Genomic DNA, 15,462 nt, shown 5'->3' on the forward strand with positions numbered 1-15,462 from the left:
TCTGACTCAACCGGAGTCAGCACGTTAGGGGGATATGTGAAGAGGATCGTTGTCGTGGCCGCGGTGGCCGGGCTCGGTCTCACCGGCGTGGGCGCCACAAGCGCGCAGGCCGCGGGCCCCTCCGCCGGAACGGCCGGAGCCTTCAACCCCGCCGCGGCGCGGTGGCACGCCTGCCCCGCGGACTTCGTCCAGACGGTGCACGATCTCTACGACGGCCTGTACCCGGTCTCGAAGATCGTGCAGTGCGCGGAGCTCCAGGTGCCGCTCGACTACGCCAAGCCGCACGGCACGAAGATCACCCTCCAGCTCACGAAGACGCCGCACACCGGCGAGGGCGCCGCCAAGGGCGACATCATCGTCAACCCGGGCGGCCCGGGCGGCGGCGGCGCGCTCTTCGGGCCGCGGGTGTTCGCCCAGAACTCCGCGCCGATGCGCGACGCCTACAACGTCATCGGGTTCGACCCGCGCGGCGTCGGGATGAGCGTCCCGGCCGTCAAGTGCGACCCGACGTGGGCGAACGCGCCGCGTCCGGACTACGGCACCGGCGACTGGAGGTCGGTCTCCACCTGGCTGCGCAAGTCCAAGGGCTACGCCGAGGACTGCGCGCGCAACGACAAGATCGGACTGTTGAACCACGTCAAGACGATCGACTCGGTCAACGACATCGAGTCGATCCGCAAGGCGCTGGGCAACGACAAGATCGACTACTACGGCGCCTCGTACGGCACGTACCTCGGGTCGGCCTACGCCACCATGTACCCGCGGAACGTCGACCGGATGGTGCTGGACGGCAACGTCGGCCCGTCGGACGTCTGGTACGACGCCAACCTCAAGCAGGACGTCGCGTTCGACAAGAACATCGACTACTACTTCGGCTGGATCGCCAAGTACGACTCGGTGTACCACCTGGGCACGACCCAGCGGCGCGTGCGCGACTTCTTCTACCGCCTGCGCGCCAAGCTCAAGCACAAGCCGGTCTACTACACCGACCAGGACAGCGGGCAGACCCTCGCCGTCGGGCCGGACGAGCTGACCGACGTCATCCTGAACGCCGGCTACCGCCGCAGCCAGGCCATCTGGCACGGGTACGCCGCCGGTCTCGCCGCCTACAAGACCGGCGACACCGCCACGTTCGCCGGGACGTTCGGCGCCCCGACGACCGGCGAGTCCGACGACAACGGCACCGCGATGTACCTCGCCACCGAGTGCACGGACGTCCAGTGGCCGACGAGCTGGGCCAAGTGGCACCGCGACAACACCCGGATCAACCGCAAGCACCCGTTCGAGACCTGGGGCAACGCCTGGTTCAACGCGCCGTGCCTGTTCTGGCCCGCCAAGGCCGGCAAGCCGGTGAACATCGGGCACACCCGGAACCTGCCGGACAACATCCTGATGTTCCAGTCGACCGCCGACGCGGCCACCCCGTACGAGGGGGCGCTGGACATGCAGCGCCGGCTCAAGGGCTCGCGCCTGGTCGTGCAGGACGGCGACCGCACGCACTGCATCGTCCACCGCGGCTCCGCCGAGGTGGACGCCTACTTCGACGCCTACTTCCTGCGGGGAGAGCGTCCGGAGAAGCGCACCGTGCACGTCCCGCAGCTCGGTGACCCGGTTCCGCCGTCGCAGGCGTCCGCCCGGACGCTGACCGGCTCGGCGGCGCCGAAGGCCGCCCGGCTGGAGGCCGACGTCATCCGCTGACGCCGGACGGCCGGCGACCGGCCGGCCTCATGAGGGCCCCGGGGAGCGGTCCCCGGGGCCCTTGCATGTCCCGGGCGGAGAGCCCGGGCGCGGAGCCGCGGGACGCCGGGAGCGCGGCAAACGCGCGGCGACATCACGAAGTTCCGATGATCTTGTCACGATTTCGCATCCAGTCGCGCGGCGGACTGCCGTCATAAACGACATAACCGCCACAATCGCCACGCAATCCGCATCCGCTACTTATCGGCGCGGCTCCCCCCTCCGGCCCAGTCGGGCGGCCGGACCCGCCGATCTGAGGGGGTCACGTGAGAAAGATCGTTCTCGTCACGACCGCGGTGGTCGTGGCGGCCGGCGGCGGCACCGCGGTCGCCGCCTCCGCGAGCGCGGACACCGGCCGGGCCGGCGCCGCGGCTCAGGTCCAGTCCATCGACTGGGGCAAGTGCGAGGTCAGCGGCCCGAACGACCCGATGAACCAGGCCCAGTGCGCGCAGGTCGAGGTCCCCCTCGACCACGCCCGGCCCAACGGGCGCAAGATCTCGATCGCGGTGTCGCGCTTCAAGCACACCGACGAGAAGAACTACCAGGGCGTCCTGTTCGTGAACCCGGGCGGCCCCGGCGGCTCCGGCCTCGCCTACGCGCCCGCGCTCGCCCGCTGGATCGGCGGCACCGGCCACGCGGACGTCGCGGCCAAGTACGACGTCATCGGGTTCGACCCCCGCGGCGTCGGCTCCAGCAAGCCGGCGCTGACCTGCGACCCGAACTACTCCGACCCGATCCGCCCGGACTACGTGCCGGGCTCGTGGAAGGAGGAGAAGGCCTGGATCGCCAAGTCGAAGAAGTACGCGCAGGACTGCGCCAAGAAGTTCGGCTGGCTGCTGCCCCACATGCGCACCACCGACGCCGCCCGCGACATCGACGTGATCCGCGCCGCGCTCGGCCAGGACAAGATCAGCTGGTACGGCTTCTCCTACGGCACCTACTTCGGCGCCACCTACGCCACCCTCTTCCCCAACCGGGTGAAGCGGATGGTGCTGGACGGCAACGTCAACCCGAAGACGGTCTGGTACGACGCCCAGCTCGAGCAGGACAAGGCGTTCGAGCACAACATGAAGGCCTGGTGGGCCTGGATCGCCAAGTACGACTCGGTCTACCACCTCGGCAAGACCGAGAAGGCCGTCGAGGCGAAGTACTACGCCGTCCGCGCGGCCGCGAAGAAGTCGCCGATCGGCGGCCAGATGGGCCCGGACGAGCTGGACGACACCGTCCTGTCCGCCGGCTACAACACCGGCTACTACATCCCGTTCGCCGAGGCGCTGTCCGCCTGGGTGAACGACGAGGACGCCTCCGGGCTCCTCGGCTGGATGAGCACGGGCGGCGACGACAACGGCTTCGCCGTCTACAACGCCGTCCAGGCCGCCGACGCCCGCTGGCCGCGCAACTGGAGCAAGTGGCACCGGGACGCGGTGAAGCTCTACCGGCAGGGCTACCGCTTCAACACCTGGAGCAACGTCTGGTTCAACGCCCCGGTCGCGTTCTGGCCGTTCAAGGGCGGGCCCGAGTTCCGGCTCAAGGGCGCGAGGAACCTGCCGGGCATGCTGCTCGTCCAGTCCACCGAGGACGCGGCCACGCCGGTCGCGGGCGGGCTGCAGATGCACAAGGTCTTCCCGTCCTCGCGGCTGGTGTTCGAGGTCGGCGGCAAGACCCACGCCAACACGCTGAACGGCAACGTGTGCCTGGACGACAAGGTCGCCGCGTACCTCGACACCGGCGCGCTGCCGGCGAGCCACCGCGGCCCGGACGCCTACTGCAAGGCCGTCCCGGCGCTGAACGACCCGGACCCGACGGCCATGGCGCTGAAGGCCGCCCGCACCACCGCGGGCAAGGACCTTCCGGTCGGACGCCCGTAGGACCCGGATAGCACGCCGTCCCGTGGCGTGCCCGCCTCCTCCCCGAGGCGGGCACGCCACGGTTCTTTTGGGGGTCCGTGCCCTGCTCACCCTGGAATCGCGCGATCCGGGGTCCCGCTCCCGGCGGCGCCCGGCCGGTAGAAAGCGGGGGTGCTGAACGACGCTGGAAGGAGGGCGGCCGCCCGGACGGCCGCCGCCGCGGTCGCGCTCGGAGCCGCCGCCATGGGAACGCCCGCGGCCGCCGCCGCGCCCCCCGCACCGGAGGCCGCGCCCGCGCCGCGCGGCCTCGCCTGGAAGCCGTGCCCCGCCAAGGACCCCGTCGAGGGCGGCAAGCTCAAGGGCCTGGAGTGCGCCACCCTCCGGGTGCCGCTCGATCACGACCGGCCCGCGGGGAAGAAGATCACCCTCGCGCTGACCCGCGCCCGGCACACCGCGTCCACATCGAACGGCGCGGTGCTGCTGAACCGGGGCGGCCCCGGCGCCCACGGGCGCGACCTGCCCGGCTTCTTCCGGGAGTCGCTGCCGGCGAAGGTCGCCGCGTCCTACGACTGGATCGGCTTCGACCCGCGCGGCGTGGGCGCCAGCAAGCCCGAGCTGATCTGCGACCCCGGCTACCAGGACCCGGGCCGCGCGCGCCCCGACACCATTCCCGCCGGCCCGGCCGAGGAGCGCGCCTGGACGGCGAAGGCGCGGGCGTTCGCCGACGACTGCGCCCGCCGGTACCGCGCGGTCCTCCCGCACATGGGGACGGCCGACTGGGCCCGCGACATGGACGCGATCCGGCGCGCCCTCGGGCAGCGGAAGATCAGCTACTTCGGCTACTCGTACGGCAGCTACCTCGGCGCCGTGTACGCGACGATGTACCCCGGGCACGTCCGCCGCATGGTCCTCGACAGCGTCGTGCGGCCGAGCGGCGTCTGGTACCAGAACAACCTCGACCAGAACGTGGCGTTCGAGAAGAACATCCGCGCCTACTTCGCCTGGATCGCCCGCCACCACACGCTCTACAAGCTCGGCGACACCGAGCGGAAGGTCGCCGCCGCCTACGCCAAGGCGCGCGCCGCGCTCAAGGCCAAGCCCATCGACGGCAAGATCGGCCCGTCCGAACTGGACGACGCCTTCCTCGCCGACGGCTACGCCGACCTCGCCTGGCCGGCGCACGCGCGCGCCCTGTCGGCGTTCGTCGTCCGGCACGACCCCGGCCCGCTGCGCAAGGCCTGGCAGCCGCCGTCGCGGCTCGACCAGAACAACTACACCGTCTACAGCGCCGTCCAGTGCCGCGACGCCGCCTGGCCGCGCGACTGGTCCCGCTGGCACGCCGACAGCGAGCGCCTCTACCGCACCGGCAACCGCTTCGAGACCTGGAGCAACACCTGGTACAACGCGCCCTGCGCGTTCTGGGCCGTGCGGGGCGGGCCGCCGCCGCGGGTGCGGGGCCGTTCGACGCTGCCGCCGATCCTGCTCGTCCAGGCCTCGAAGGACGCCGCCACCCCGTACCCGGGCGCGCTGGAGACGCACCGCAGGTTCCCGACGTCCCGGCTCCTGGTGCAGGCCGGCGGGCGCAACCACGGTGTCTCCCTGTCCGGCGACGACTGCGTCGACCGGGCGGTCGCCGCCTACCTCGGCGGCGGCCGGCTGCCCGCGAGCCGGCCGGGTCCGGACGCGAAGTGCCAGGCCCCGGCGGCGCCCGAACCCGGCGCGGGCAAGAAGCGGCACCGCGTCGACCAGGGAGCCGCGCAGCGCTGACCCGGCGGGGGCGGGCAGTGTGCAGGCCGCGGCGGTGCGCGGGCCCCGGACCGCATAGGCTTGTCCACGTGGAGCTTTCAGTGGTGAGGGCCGAACGGGGGCCCCTCCCGTCGAGGGACCGGTAGCCATGCGCATGCTGGGCTCGATGCCGGTGCGCGTGCTGGACGACCGGTACCGGGCGGAGGCCCTCGCGATCCTGGACGCCGACCCGGTGTCCAACGTGTTCGTCAGCTCGCGCGTGCACGCCGCGGGGCTCGACCCGCGCCGGCTCGGCGCGCAGATGTGGGGCTACCTGCGCGACGGGCGGCTCGTCTCGCTGTGCTACTCGGGCGCCAACCTGATCCCGGTCGCGGCCGGGCCGGAGGCGGTCCGCGCGTTCGCCGAGCGGGCGCAGGCGCAGGGGCGGCGCTGCTCGTCCATCGTCGGGCCGGTCGACGCGGTCGGCGAGCTGTGGGAGATCCTCGCGCCGTACTGGGGGCCGCCCCGGGCCGTGCGCGCGTCCCAGCCGGTGATGGCCACCTCCGCCGTCCCGGACGTGCCGCCCGACCCGCACGTCCGGCGCGTCGTGATGGAGGAGTTCGACATCGTCTACCCGGCCTGCGTGGCGATGTTCACCGAAGAGGTCGGGGTGTCGCCCAACGCCGGCGACGGGGGAGTGCTCTACCGCGCCCGCGTCGCCGAGCTGATCCGCGACGGCCGCGCGTTCGCCCGCATCGAGGACGGCCGCGTCACGTTCAAGGCGGAGATCGGCGCCGTCACCCCGCGCGCCTGCCAGGTGCAGGGCGTGTGGGTGCCGCCCGACCTGCGCGGCCGGGGCCTGTCGGAGACGGGCATGTCCGCGGTGGTGCGGGAGGCGCTGCGCAGCGTCGCGCCGACCGTGTCGCTGTACGTCAACGACTACAACACGCGGGCGCGGGCCGCCTACCGCCGGGTGGGGTTCGGCGAGCTCGGCTCCTTCATGTCGATCTTGTTCTGACCTGCGTCCGGCTTGTCAGTGCGTGACTGATCTGCCCTGACACCTGATTTGATCTTGCGCGGCGGGTACCATCCCGCCGTGGAGTTCGCCGGGGCACTGCGGCAGGCCGTCCAGGCGAGCGGGCTGACGCTGGAGCGGATCCGCCACCGGCTCGGGCGGCGCGGCCTGACCGTCAGCGTGGCCACGCTCAGCTACTGGCAGCGGGGCCGCAGCAGGCCCCGCTCGCGCACCGTCGTCGTCGCGCTGGAGGAGGTCCTCCAGGTGCCGCCGGGCACCCTCACCGAACTGCTGGACGACCCCGCGCCCACCGCCGCGCCCCCGCGCGGACCGGCCGGGCGCGGCGGGCCCGCCGCGCCGGGCGGCGCGGGCGACCGGGCCCGCAGCGTGCGCGACCTGTGGCCCGACCCCGAGCGGTACGCCTGCCTCGTCGGGCAGCTCGACCGGTCCGGCGACCACCGGCTGGAGCGGCTCAGCATCCACGACGTCTACCGGCTGGACGAGGTGCGGCGCTCCTGGACGCTGTCGGTCCGCACCGTCGTGCGCGCGGCCGGCGACGACATCGACCGCATCGTCTGCGTCCACCAGGTCGCCGGCGGCCCCGCCGCGGCGGGCGCCGCCGGGCTCACCGGCGTGCGGTACTGCCGCCCCGGCCGCGTCCGCGCCGAGGGCGGCCTGATGGCGTTCGAGCTCGTCTTCGACCGGGTGCTGTCGGCGGGGGACACGGCGGTCGTCGAGTACGAGCTCGGGCCGGCGGCCGAGCCGCCGTCCGACAGCTACGACCGACGCTTCGCCCATCCCGTCCACGACTACGTGGCCATCATCCAGTTCGACGGCGGCCGGCTGCCCGCCCGCTGCTACGGGTTCACCGCCGAGAGCTCGCACGCCCCCCGGCGGCGGCTCGGCGAACTGTGGGTCGGCACGTCCGGCAGCGCCAACATCGCGGTCGGGTCCGTAAGGCGCGGTATCGTCGGCATCGAATGGGAGTGGCACTAGCGCGTGGACCCCTGGTTGTGACAAGTTGCCTGTTGGCAACGGGGACCAACCGCTTTACAGTGAGCGCGGAAGTTGCAATCGCAGGAGTCAAGGCCGTTGGACGGGGGCCGGCCGGAGCAGATCCGGAGGCCGCAGGTGCAGAGTGTCGCAGAGGACGATCTCCTACAGGTCCTCCAGTACGGGCCGTTCAACGTCGCCCTCCACGCCGCCATCCAGGCGCGCGGCCTCAGCCTCGACTCGCTGCGGCGCCGCCTGGAGGAGCAGGGCATCGCCGTCAGCCTGTCGACGCTGAGCTACTGGCAGCGCGGCCGGACCAGGCCCGAGCGCGCCGACTCGCTGCGCGCCGTCCGCGGCCTGGAGGTCATCCTCGAACTGCCGCGCCACTCGCTGCTGACGCTGCTGAAGCCCACCACCGAGCGGACCGCCGGGCCGTGGCTGCCCGTCGAGGAGCTGTGCCCGGAGCCGGGCGTCCGGGACCTGCTGGACGAGATCGGCGACCGCGGCGAGCGGCTGCTCACCGGGCTCAGCCTGCACGACCAGTACGTCGTCGGGCGCCGCCGGGAGCTGCGCGAGGTCCGCTGCCGGGCGGTGTTCCAGGCCCAGCAGCGCGGCGTCGACCGCTGGATCGCGGTGTACCACCACCCGCAGGGCGTCCTGCCGTCGTCGCGGACCGTGCGCGGCTGCCGGTTCGGCCGCGTCCGGATGGACGAGGCGAGCGGCCTCATCGCCGCCGAGCTGCTGTTCGACCGGGCGCTCGGCCGCGGCGAGACCTACCTGCTGGAGTACGGCTTCGGGTTCGACGAGACCGGCCCGCCCATCACCGAGGAGGGCCGCGGCTTCCGCACCCCGCAGCACGAGTTCCTGATCGAGGTGCGGTTCCACCCGTCCGCGCTGCCCGCCCGCTGCCACCGGACGTGGCGGCCCGACGGCCACACCGCGCTCAAGGACTCCGCCGACCTGCGCCTGTCCAGCTACCACAGCGTCCACTTCATCGAGTTCGGCATGGCCGCCGGCTACCACGGCATCCGCTGGGAGTGGGACTAGCGCGCCGGCGCGGTCAGAGGACGAGCAGGCGCAGCAGCCGCTCCAGCTCGGCGGCCGGGTCGGCGGTGAGCCCCGCGTGCACCGGCCCCGGCTGGACGATCGTGCTGCGCGGCGCCGTCAGCCACCGGAACCGGCGGCCCGGGGGCTCCGCCGCGGCCTGCCCGGCGCGCTCGCCGCCGCAGCACACCGCGTCCACGCCCTTCAGCGAGGCGCGGACGCCCTCCAGGTCGAGCGAGGGGTCCAGCGCGTGCAGGCGGCGCTCGTCGAGGTGCGTCCGGCAGCCGAGGTAGTCGAGCGCCCGGCAGTACACGACGACGCCCACGTTCATCGACTCGCCCCGCTCGACGCGCGGCACGACCCGCAGCGCCGCGTACTCGAACACCGTCGGCTCGCCGGCCGCCCTGATGTTGCCCCTGCCCGCGTCCTGCGAGGGGACGACCCTCGGGTTCGCTTCGCTCATGCCGGACCACCCAGCCAACCGGGGCGGTTCTCCCCTCGCCGCGCCGACGTGTCGGGGGCGCGGCCGCTGACGTCGAGGTCGGGCAGCCAGTCGCGCGGCTTGCCGGCGCGCGGCAGCAGGATCTCGACGTAGGCGTCGCGGAGCGCCGCCGGGCCCGTGAAGCCCGGCTCGCCCTCCAGCCACCGGTCGGGCACCAGCGCGACCACCTCGCGCAGCAGCCCCTCGGTGATCTTCGGGGCGAACTCGGCCTCCGCCGCCTCCAGCCGGGACGCGTACGGGGTGAGGACGTGGTCGTCGACGTCGTAGGGCCCGGCGAACAGCCGGGCCGCGTTCGCCCACGCGTGGTGGAAGATCAGGCTCGCGCCGTGGTCGATGAGCCACACGTCGCCGTGCCAGACGAGCATGTTCGGGTTGCGCCAGCTGCGGTCCACGTTGCCGATGAACGCGTCGAACCACAGCACCCGGGACGCGAAGTCCGGGTCGGGGCTCCAGCCGAGCGGGTCGAAGCCGAGCGACCCGGGCAGGAAGTCGACGCCGAGGTTCCAGCCGGGGCTGGCCTTGAGGAGGTCCTGGACGTCGGGGTCGGGCTCGTGCCGCCCGATCGCCGGGTCCAGGTCGATCAGCACCTGCTCGGGCACCCGGAGGCCGAGCCGGCGGGCCAGCTCGCCCGCGACCACCTCGGCGATCAGCGCCTTGCGCCCCTGTCCCGCGCCGTGGAACTTCATGACGTAGGTGCCGAGGTCGTCGGCCTCGACGACGCCCGGCAGGGAACCGCCCTCGCGGAGCGGCGTCACGTATCGGATGGCCGTCACATGTGGCAACACGTCGCAACGCTATCGGCTGGGGGTCCGCGCGGGATAATCCATTACATGGGCGTTGAGCTGCTGGACCTGTCGGTGCCGATCACCACGGGCATGCCGGTCTACCCGGGCGACCCCGAGGTGGAGGCGGTCCCGGCGCTGACCGCGGCCGAGGACGGCGTGAACGTCCTGCGCCTGCACATGGGGTCGCAGACGGGCACGCACGTGGACGCCCCGTTCCACATCGACGACGCCCTGCCCCGCCTGGACGAGCTGCCGCTGACCCGCTTCACCGGCCCGGCCGTGGTGATGGACGTCCGCGGCCTGCCGCCCCGCGCGCCCATCCCGCCGGACGCGCTCCCGCCCGGCCTGCGTCCCGGCGACGTGCTGGTCATCGCGACCGGCTGGTCGGAGCACTGGGGCACCGGCGACTACCTCGCCCACCCGTACCCGGCGCCCGAGACGGCCGAGGCGATCGTCGCCGCGGGCGTCCGCACCGTCGCCGTCGACGCGCTCAGCGTGGACCGCACCCCGCCGCCCGGGTCCGCGGAGTCCTCGCTCGCGGCGCACCGCGTGCTGTGCGGCGCGGGCGCCGTGATCGCCGAGAACCTCACCGGGCTCGGCCGGCTCGTCGCGGCGCAGGACGCGGGCTGCGCGATCGAGGTCTCGCTGTTCCCGATCGCGCTGGCCGGCGCCGACGGCGCGCCCGTCCGCGCCGTGGCCCGCGTGGACGACCGGGCCGTCCTCGTCTGACCCCGCCTCTGTAGGGTGCCGGGAAACCGGGAGAAGGAGGGGCCCGCATGCGGCTCGGGGTCACCATGTTCGCCACCGACCGGACGATGGCGCCGCACGAGCTGGCGCGGGCGGCCGAGGAGCGCGGCTTCGCGTCCCTCTACGTCCCCGAGCACACCCACATCCCGGTGGCCCGCGAGACGCCCCCGCCGACCGGGGACGACACCCTGGCCGAGGAGTACGCGCGGACCCTCGACCCGCTCGTGGCGCTCGCCGCGGCGGCCGTGACGACCGAGCGGATCACGCTCGGGACCGGCATCCTGCTGCCCGCGCAGCGCGACCCGATCGTCACCGCGAAGGCCGTGGCGACGCTCGACCGGCTCGCGGGCGGGCGCGTCGCGCTCGGTGTCGGGTACGGCTGGAACGCCGAGGAGGGCGCCGACCACGGCGTGCCGTGGAAGCGGCGGCGGGCCGTGGCGCGCGAGCACGTCCTCGCGATGCGGGCCCTCTGGACGGACGAGGAGGCGTCTTTCGAGGGCGAGTTCGTGAGCTTCGAGGCGTCCTGGTCGTGGCCCAAGCCGTCCGGCAGGGTGCCGGTGTTGCTCGGCGGCGCGCCGGGCCCGACGCTGTTCGCGCACATCGCCGAGTACGGCGACGGGTGGCTGCCGATCGGCGGGGCGGGCATCCGCGAGGCGCTGCCCGCCCTGCGGCGCGCCTGCGCGGACGCCGGACGCGGCATGGTGCCCGTGGTCCCGTTCGGGACGCTGCCCACCCCGGAGAAGCTCGGCTACTACGGCTCGCTCGGGATCGAGGAGGTCGTGCTGCGCGTCCCGGCCGGCGACCGCGAGGCCGTCCTGCCGGTGCTGGACGGGTACGCCCGCGCCTACCTGTGACCTACCGGATCATGCGGTAGCAGAAGAAGGTCGGGAAGCGGTAGTACTGCCCCTTCCCCGCCTTCACCGCGCCGAGGATGATGAACGTCCACCCGCCGATCAGCAGCTCCAGGTACGGGAAGAGCAGCAGGGCGAGGAAGGCCGGCGCCTCCATGAGGATCGCCGGCGGCAGGCACACCGCCAGCACCACGACGATATGGATCAGCATGGTGAGCTGCTGGTTCATCGACTGCGCCGCGTGGAACCGGGTGAACGGCGAGGTGTTCTTCTTCACCAGGTAGATGATCAGCGCGGGCAGGAAGCCGATGATCGCGTTCCCGATGTAGGCGAAGATCGCCCAGGTCGTCTCCTCGGACGGGCCCTGCATCGGCACGCCGTGGGGGGAGCCCGGCGGGCCGTAGCCCCACCGCGGGTCGTAACCGCCCGGCGGCTGACCGTAAGGCTGACCGTACGGCGGCGGCTGGCCGGGCGGCGGCTGGCCGTCCGGCGGCTGCTCGGGAGGTGGCGGCGGGGGCTGGTCCGTCACGTACTGTCCTCGCGCTCTGCGGTGCCTCGATGGGAGATACTGCAGGAATCTATCTCAATCGGGCTCGCCGACGCGGGTCCCCGCGGGGCGGGAGGCCCACATGCCGGCGGCGGGAGCGTTGCGTCCGGGCGACCCGGAGCGGCTCGGCCGCTACCGGCTGACCGGCCGGCTCGGCGAGGGCGGGCAGGGCACCGTCTTCCTCGCCGAGGACGAGGGCGGCGGCCACGGCCGGGTCGCGGTGAAGCTCCTGCACGGGCGCCTCGGCGACGACCCGGAGGCCCGCGCCCGGTTCCTGCGCGAACTCGACACGGCCAAGCGGGTCGCGGAGTTCTGCACGGCCGCGATCCTGGACGCCGACGCGGCGGGCGACCGCCCCTACATCGTCAGCGAGTTCGTCGACGGGCCCTCGCTGCACCGGGTCGTCACCACCGAGGGGCCGCGCACGCGCGGCGCGCTGGAGCGGCTCGCGGTCGGCACGGCGACGGCGCTCGTCGCGATCCACCGGGCGGGCGTCGTGCACCGCGACTTCAAGCCGCACAACGTGCTGCTCGGCTCGGACGGGCCGCGCGTCATCGACTTCGGCATCGCCCGCGCGCTGGACGGCGCGACCATCACCGTGAGCGGGGCGATCGGCACCCCGGCCTTCATGGCGCCCGAGCAGTTGGAGGGCCTGCGCGCCGGGGAGGCGCCGCCGACCGCCGCCGGGCCGAGCGCTTCAGCCACCGCCACGCAGTCCCCGGCGTCCTCCGGGTCGAGCACGGCCGAGTCCCGGCGGACCGGCATCCCGGACCGGTACGCGGGGACGTGGACGGGCCGGGTCACCCAGAACGACGGGAAGGTCTTCCCGATGACGCTCGTCCTGCCGGCGGGCGGCGCCGCGGGCAGGGTCGCCTACCCGCTCCAGAACTGCTCGGGCACGGAGACCTACCTGCGCCGGACGGGCGACACGCTGGTGTTCCTGGAGCGGATCACGTCCGGGACGGAGCGCTGCGTGGACACCGGCTCGGTGTCCCTCACCCCGGAGACCGGGGGAGACCGGCTGGTGTTCCGCTACAGCGGGACGTCGCCGAACGGCCGCCACTGGACGGTCACCGGCCCGCTCTCACGGTCCTGAGCGGACGGGCCGCAGCGGACGGGGCCGCCGCACCGCTGAGCGGGACCCGCGTCCGCAGTGGTCGCCCCGCTCTTCTAGAATTTCGTTCGGCTATGGGGCGGCGGTACGGGGGACCGCCCCGCGAGGAGGCTGGATGAGCGGGATCCCGATGGAGCGGCCGGTGCTGGCGGAGGACGAGGCGGCGGCCCTGAGCGGCCTCGCCGCCCGCGTCCGCGCGCTGGCCGAGGCCACCGTCCTGACGAGCGTCGGCACCGCGGAGGCCGCGGCCGTCGCCGCGGAGGTCGAGGCCCTGACCGCGCGGCTGGCCGCCGCGCGCCGGGACGCGCCGCCGTTCGTCCCGTCCGGCGAGCGCCGGATGGACCGGCAGATCGGCAACCCGGTCACCGGCGCCCTGAACCCGCTCGCGCCGCCCGTCGAGCTGACGGTGAGCTCGGACGGCATCGTCCGCGGCGAGTTCACCCTCAGCACCGTCTACGAGGGGCCGCCGTCGTACGTGCACGGCGGTGTGTCGGCGATGGTGCTCGACCAGGTGCTCGGCATGGCGGCGGCCGCGTCCGGCACGCCCGGCATGACCGCCACGCTGGAGACCCGCTACCGGCGGCCGACGCCGCTCGGCGTCCCGCTCTCGGTGGAGGCGAAGGCGAGCCGGGTGGAGGGGCGCAAGGTCTACGCGTCCGGGACGATCTGCGGCCCGGACGGCCGGGTCACGGTGGAGGCCACCGCGATGTTCATCATGCCGCAGCGGTTCGTCCCGCACTTCTGACCCGGCCCTCCCCGACCCGGCCCGCCGGCGTCACGCCTTCGCGGCCGCCGGCCCGGTGTGGTCGGCGGCGGGCGGTGGCAGCAGGCTCAGCGCGGTCAGCGTCAGCGCGGACGCCACGATCATGCTGATCGAGATCGCCTGCCAGCCGTAGTCGTGCAGCAGCCACGTCGCCAGCAGCGGCGCCGGGCCGCCCGCGAACACCGACGCGAGCTGGTACCCGATGCCCGCGCCGCCGTACCGCAGCCGGGTCGGGAACACCGAGGCGATCAGCGACGCCTGCGGCCCGTACTGGACGGCGTGCGGGATCTGCGCCACCACCACCGCGACGACGATCAGCGCCGCGGCCCCGGTGTTCAGCAGCAGGAAGTACGGGAACGCGAACACCGCGACCAGCAGCGACCCGGTCGCGTACACCCGGCGCGGGCCGATCCGGTCGCCGAGGTGCCCGGCCGCCGGGATCGTGAACAGCTCCAGCACCGCCGCGGCCGTCACCGCGCTGAGCGCGAGCCCCTCCGCCATCTCGAGGTGGTCGTCCACGTAGGTGAGGGCGAACGAGGTGAACAGGTAGAACGGCATCTGCTCGGAGCAGCGCAGCAGCGCGCTGAGGACGATCTCGCGCGGGTGCCGCTGCACGACCTCGGCCACCGGGACGCGGGAGACCTCGTCGCGCGCGACGACCTCCGCGAACAGCGGCGTCTCCATCACCCGGACCCGCACCCACAGCCCGATCGCGACGAGCACGAGGCTGAACAGGAACGGGATGCGCCACGCCCAGTCCTTGAAGGCGCCCTCCGCCGACAGCGCGATCGCCGTCATCATGCCGGTGCCGAGGATGAGCCCGATCGGGACGCCGAGCTGCGGCAGGCTCGCCATCAGCCCGCGCCGCTCGCGGTCGCCCCACTCCATCGACAGCAGCACCGAGCCGCTCCACTCGCCGCCGACCGCGATGCCCTGGAGGACGCGCAGCAGGACGAGCAGCACGGGCGCCGCCCAGCCGATCGTCTCCGTTCCCGGCAGCACGCCGATCAGCGCGCTCGACACCCCCATCAGCACCAGCGTGACGATCAGCGTCGCCTTGCGGCCGAGCCGGTCGCCCCAGTGCCCGAAGACCGCCGCGCCGATCGGGCGGGCCGCGAACCCGACCGCGTAGGTCGCGAACGCCGACAGCGTCCCGGCGTAGTCGCTCGACTCGGGGAAGAAGACGTCCTTGAAGACGATCGCGGCTGCCGTGTTGTAGAGGAAGAAGTCGTACCACTCGATGGACGTGCCGATGACGCTCGCGGCGGCGGCCTTGCGCACCTGCGCGCGCCGCTCGCCGGCGTCCGCCGCGCGGGCGCGGCCGGCCTCTCCGGGATCCAGGACCATGGGAGCTCTGACCTTTCCGACCGCCCCCGCCGGCCCCAGGAGTTGTGATCCACTGCTTCCCACCGGGGTCGCCGCCGAAACGGCCGGAAGCGCCGGCCGTCCGGAAGCACCGGCCGGATGGAAGCACCGGCCGGAGGGAAGCGCAGGAGCGCTCCGGTCAGTCGTCCACCGGGACGGCGAGCGCGACCGCCCCGCGCAGGTCGAGCCAGACGGTGCCGGGGCCGCGCACCAGCCGCAGCACGACGTGGCCGCATCCCGCGCAGCGGGCCACGAACCCGGGCGCGCGGGCGTAGACGCGCAGCTCGCCGACCGGCCCGGTCCGCCCGCAGTTGGCGCAGCGGCTCTCGGCGGCGGTCAGGTCGACCGCGAACACCTCCGACAGCGCGCCCGCGAGGGCGTTGCCGTCGGTGAAGGCGTCGTCCTGGTCGTCGAGGCCGGTCATGTC

At 73.6% G+C, this 15,462-nt stretch carries 15 protein-coding genes; 10 read left to right on the plus strand and 5 right to left on the minus strand.

What is annotated here, in order from left to right; genetic code table 11:
• Nucleotides 1-36 precede the first annotated feature (36 nt).
• From HUT06_RS12845 to HUT06_RS12870, 6 genes are all read left to right on the plus strand, one after another.
• Nucleotides 37-1,698 (plus strand): alpha/beta hydrolase, encoded by a 1,662-nt coding sequence (locus HUT06_RS12845; protein WP_176195931.1) that lies wholly within the window; start codon nucleotides 37-39, stop codon nucleotides 1,696-1,698.
• A 305-nt stretch (nucleotides 1,699-2,003) separates the two neighbouring features.
• Entirely contained in the window at nucleotides 2,004-3,605 is a 1,602-nt protein-coding gene (locus tag HUT06_RS12850) for an alpha/beta hydrolase (protein WP_254715148.1), read from the plus strand.
• Nucleotides 3,606-3,755: 150 nt separating this feature from the next.
• On the plus strand, nucleotides 3,756-5,351 hold the full coding sequence (locus tag HUT06_RS12855) for an alpha/beta hydrolase (RefSeq protein WP_254715149.1): 1,596 nt from the start codon (nucleotides 3,756-3,758) through the stop codon (nucleotides 5,349-5,351).
• Nucleotides 5,352-5,484: 133 nt separating this feature from the next.
• On the plus strand, nucleotides 5,485-6,327 hold the full coding sequence (locus tag HUT06_RS12860) for a GNAT family N-acetyltransferase (protein WP_176201329.1): 843 nt from the start codon (nucleotides 5,485-5,487) through the stop codon (nucleotides 6,325-6,327).
• A gap of 78 nt (nucleotides 6,328-6,405) precedes the next feature.
• Nucleotides 6,406-7,320, plus strand: a complete 915-nt coding sequence (locus HUT06_RS12865; RefSeq protein ID WP_176195932.1) for a helix-turn-helix domain-containing protein — start codon at nucleotides 6,406-6,408, stop codon at nucleotides 7,318-7,320.
• Nucleotides 7,321-7,455: 135 nt separating this feature from the next.
• On the plus strand, nucleotides 7,456-8,364 hold the full coding sequence (locus tag HUT06_RS12870) for a hypothetical protein (RefSeq protein WP_138636215.1): 909 nt from the start codon (nucleotides 7,456-7,458) through the stop codon (nucleotides 8,362-8,364).
• A 13-nt stretch (nucleotides 8,365-8,377) separates the two neighbouring features.
• Here the strand turns inward: HUT06_RS12870 and HUT06_RS12875 are convergent, their stop codons facing one another.
• Both HUT06_RS12875 and HUT06_RS12880 read right to left on the minus strand, forming a co-directional pair.
• Nucleotides 8,378-8,824, minus strand: a complete 447-nt coding sequence (locus HUT06_RS12875; RefSeq protein WP_176195933.1) for a DUF3037 domain-containing protein — start codon at nucleotides 8,822-8,824, stop codon at nucleotides 8,378-8,380.
• Nucleotides 8,821-9,648, minus strand: a complete 828-nt coding sequence (locus HUT06_RS12880) for a HipA family kinase (protein WP_176195934.1) — start codon at nucleotides 9,646-9,648, stop codon at nucleotides 8,821-8,823. Before HUT06_RS12880 ends, HUT06_RS12875 begins: the two co-directional genes overlap by 4 nt.
• Nucleotides 9,649-9,693: 45 nt before the next feature.
• On the opposite strand from HUT06_RS12880, the gene HUT06_RS12885 reads away from it, so the two are divergent.
• A complete protein-coding gene (locus tag HUT06_RS12885) occupies nucleotides 9,694-10,377 on the plus strand; it encodes a cyclase family protein (protein WP_176195935.1) in 684 nt (227 codons plus the stop codon).
• Between the two features lie 47 nt (nucleotides 10,378-10,424).
• Nucleotides 10,425-11,249: a TIGR03619 family F420-dependent LLM class oxidoreductase gene (locus tag HUT06_RS12890; protein ID WP_176195936.1), complete on the plus strand. Its 825-nt coding sequence runs from the start codon at nucleotides 10,425-10,427 to the stop codon at nucleotides 11,247-11,249.
• 1 nt (nucleotide 11,250) lies between these two features.
• On the opposite strand, the gene HUT06_RS12895 is transcribed toward HUT06_RS12890, so the two are convergent.
• Nucleotides 11,251-11,775, minus strand: coding sequence for a DUF4870 domain-containing protein (locus HUT06_RS12895; RefSeq protein WP_176195937.1), 525 nt, complete (start codon nucleotides 11,773-11,775; stop codon nucleotides 11,251-11,253).
• Between the two features lie 100 nt (nucleotides 11,776-11,875).
• Here HUT06_RS12895 and HUT06_RS43810 point away from each other — a divergent pair, with 100 nt between their 5' ends.
• Both HUT06_RS43810 and HUT06_RS12905 read left to right on the plus strand, forming a co-directional pair.
• Nucleotides 11,876-12,889, plus strand: coding sequence for a serine/threonine-protein kinase (locus HUT06_RS43810; protein ID WP_217711294.1), 1,014 nt, complete (start codon nucleotides 11,876-11,878; stop codon nucleotides 12,887-12,889).
• Between the two features lie 133 nt (nucleotides 12,890-13,022).
• Complete coding sequence (locus HUT06_RS12905; protein ID WP_176195938.1) at nucleotides 13,023-13,652, plus strand: PaaI family thioesterase; 630 nt, start codon at nucleotides 13,023-13,025, stop codon at nucleotides 13,650-13,652.
• Nucleotides 13,653-13,682: 30 nt separating this feature from the next.
• On the opposite strand, the gene HUT06_RS12910 is transcribed toward HUT06_RS12905, so the two are convergent.
• Together HUT06_RS12910 and HUT06_RS12915 are read right to left on the minus strand one after the other, a co-directional pair.
• Nucleotides 13,683-15,017: an MFS transporter gene (locus HUT06_RS12910; RefSeq protein WP_176195939.1), complete on the minus strand. Its 1,335-nt coding sequence runs from the start codon at nucleotides 15,015-15,017 to the stop codon at nucleotides 13,683-13,685.
• A 157-nt stretch (nucleotides 15,018-15,174) separates the two neighbouring features.
• A complete protein-coding gene (locus HUT06_RS12915; RefSeq protein WP_176195940.1) occupies nucleotides 15,175-15,459 on the minus strand; it encodes a DUF6510 family protein in 285 nt (94 codons plus the stop codon).
• Between the last annotated feature and the right edge of the window lie 3 nt (nucleotides 15,460-15,462).

Source organism: Actinomadura sp. NAK00032 (genome assembly GCF_013364275.1).
Classification (GTDB): domain Bacteria; phylum Actinomycetota; class Actinomycetes; order Streptosporangiales; family Streptosporangiaceae; genus Spirillospora.

What these genes read in the sequence shown, in the direction of transcription:
- HUT06_RS12860 (WP_176201329.1), top strand. Translation starts at nt 5,485, where the DNA reads ATGCTGGGCTCGATGCCGGTGCGCGTGCTGGACGACCGGTACCGGGCG.
- HUT06_RS12875 (WP_176195933.1), bottom strand. Translation starts at nt 8,824, where the DNA reads ATGAGCGAAGCGAACCCGAGGGTCGTCCCCTCGCAGGACGCGGGCAGG.
- HUT06_RS12885 (WP_176195935.1), top strand. Translation starts at nt 9,694, where the DNA reads ATGGGCGTTGAGCTGCTGGACCTGTCGGTGCCGATCACCACGGGCATG.
- HUT06_RS12890 (WP_176195936.1), top strand. Translation starts at nt 10,425, where the DNA reads ATGCGGCTCGGGGTCACCATGTTCGCCACCGACCGGACGATGGCGCCG.
- HUT06_RS43810 (WP_217711294.1), top strand. Translation starts at nt 11,876, where the DNA reads ATGCCGGCGGCGGGAGCGTTGCGTCCGGGCGACCCGGAGCGGCTCGGC.
- HUT06_RS12905 (WP_176195938.1), top strand. Translation starts at nt 13,023, where the DNA reads ATGAGCGGGATCCCGATGGAGCGGCCGGTGCTGGCGGAGGACGAGGCG.
- HUT06_RS12910 (WP_176195939.1), bottom strand. Translation starts at nt 15,017, where the DNA reads ATGGTCCTGGATCCCGGAGAGGCCGGCCGCGCCCGCGCGGCGGACGCC.
- HUT06_RS12915 (WP_176195940.1), bottom strand. Translation starts at nt 15,459, where the DNA reads ATGACCGGCCTCGACGACCAGGACGACGCCTTCACCGACGGCAACGCC.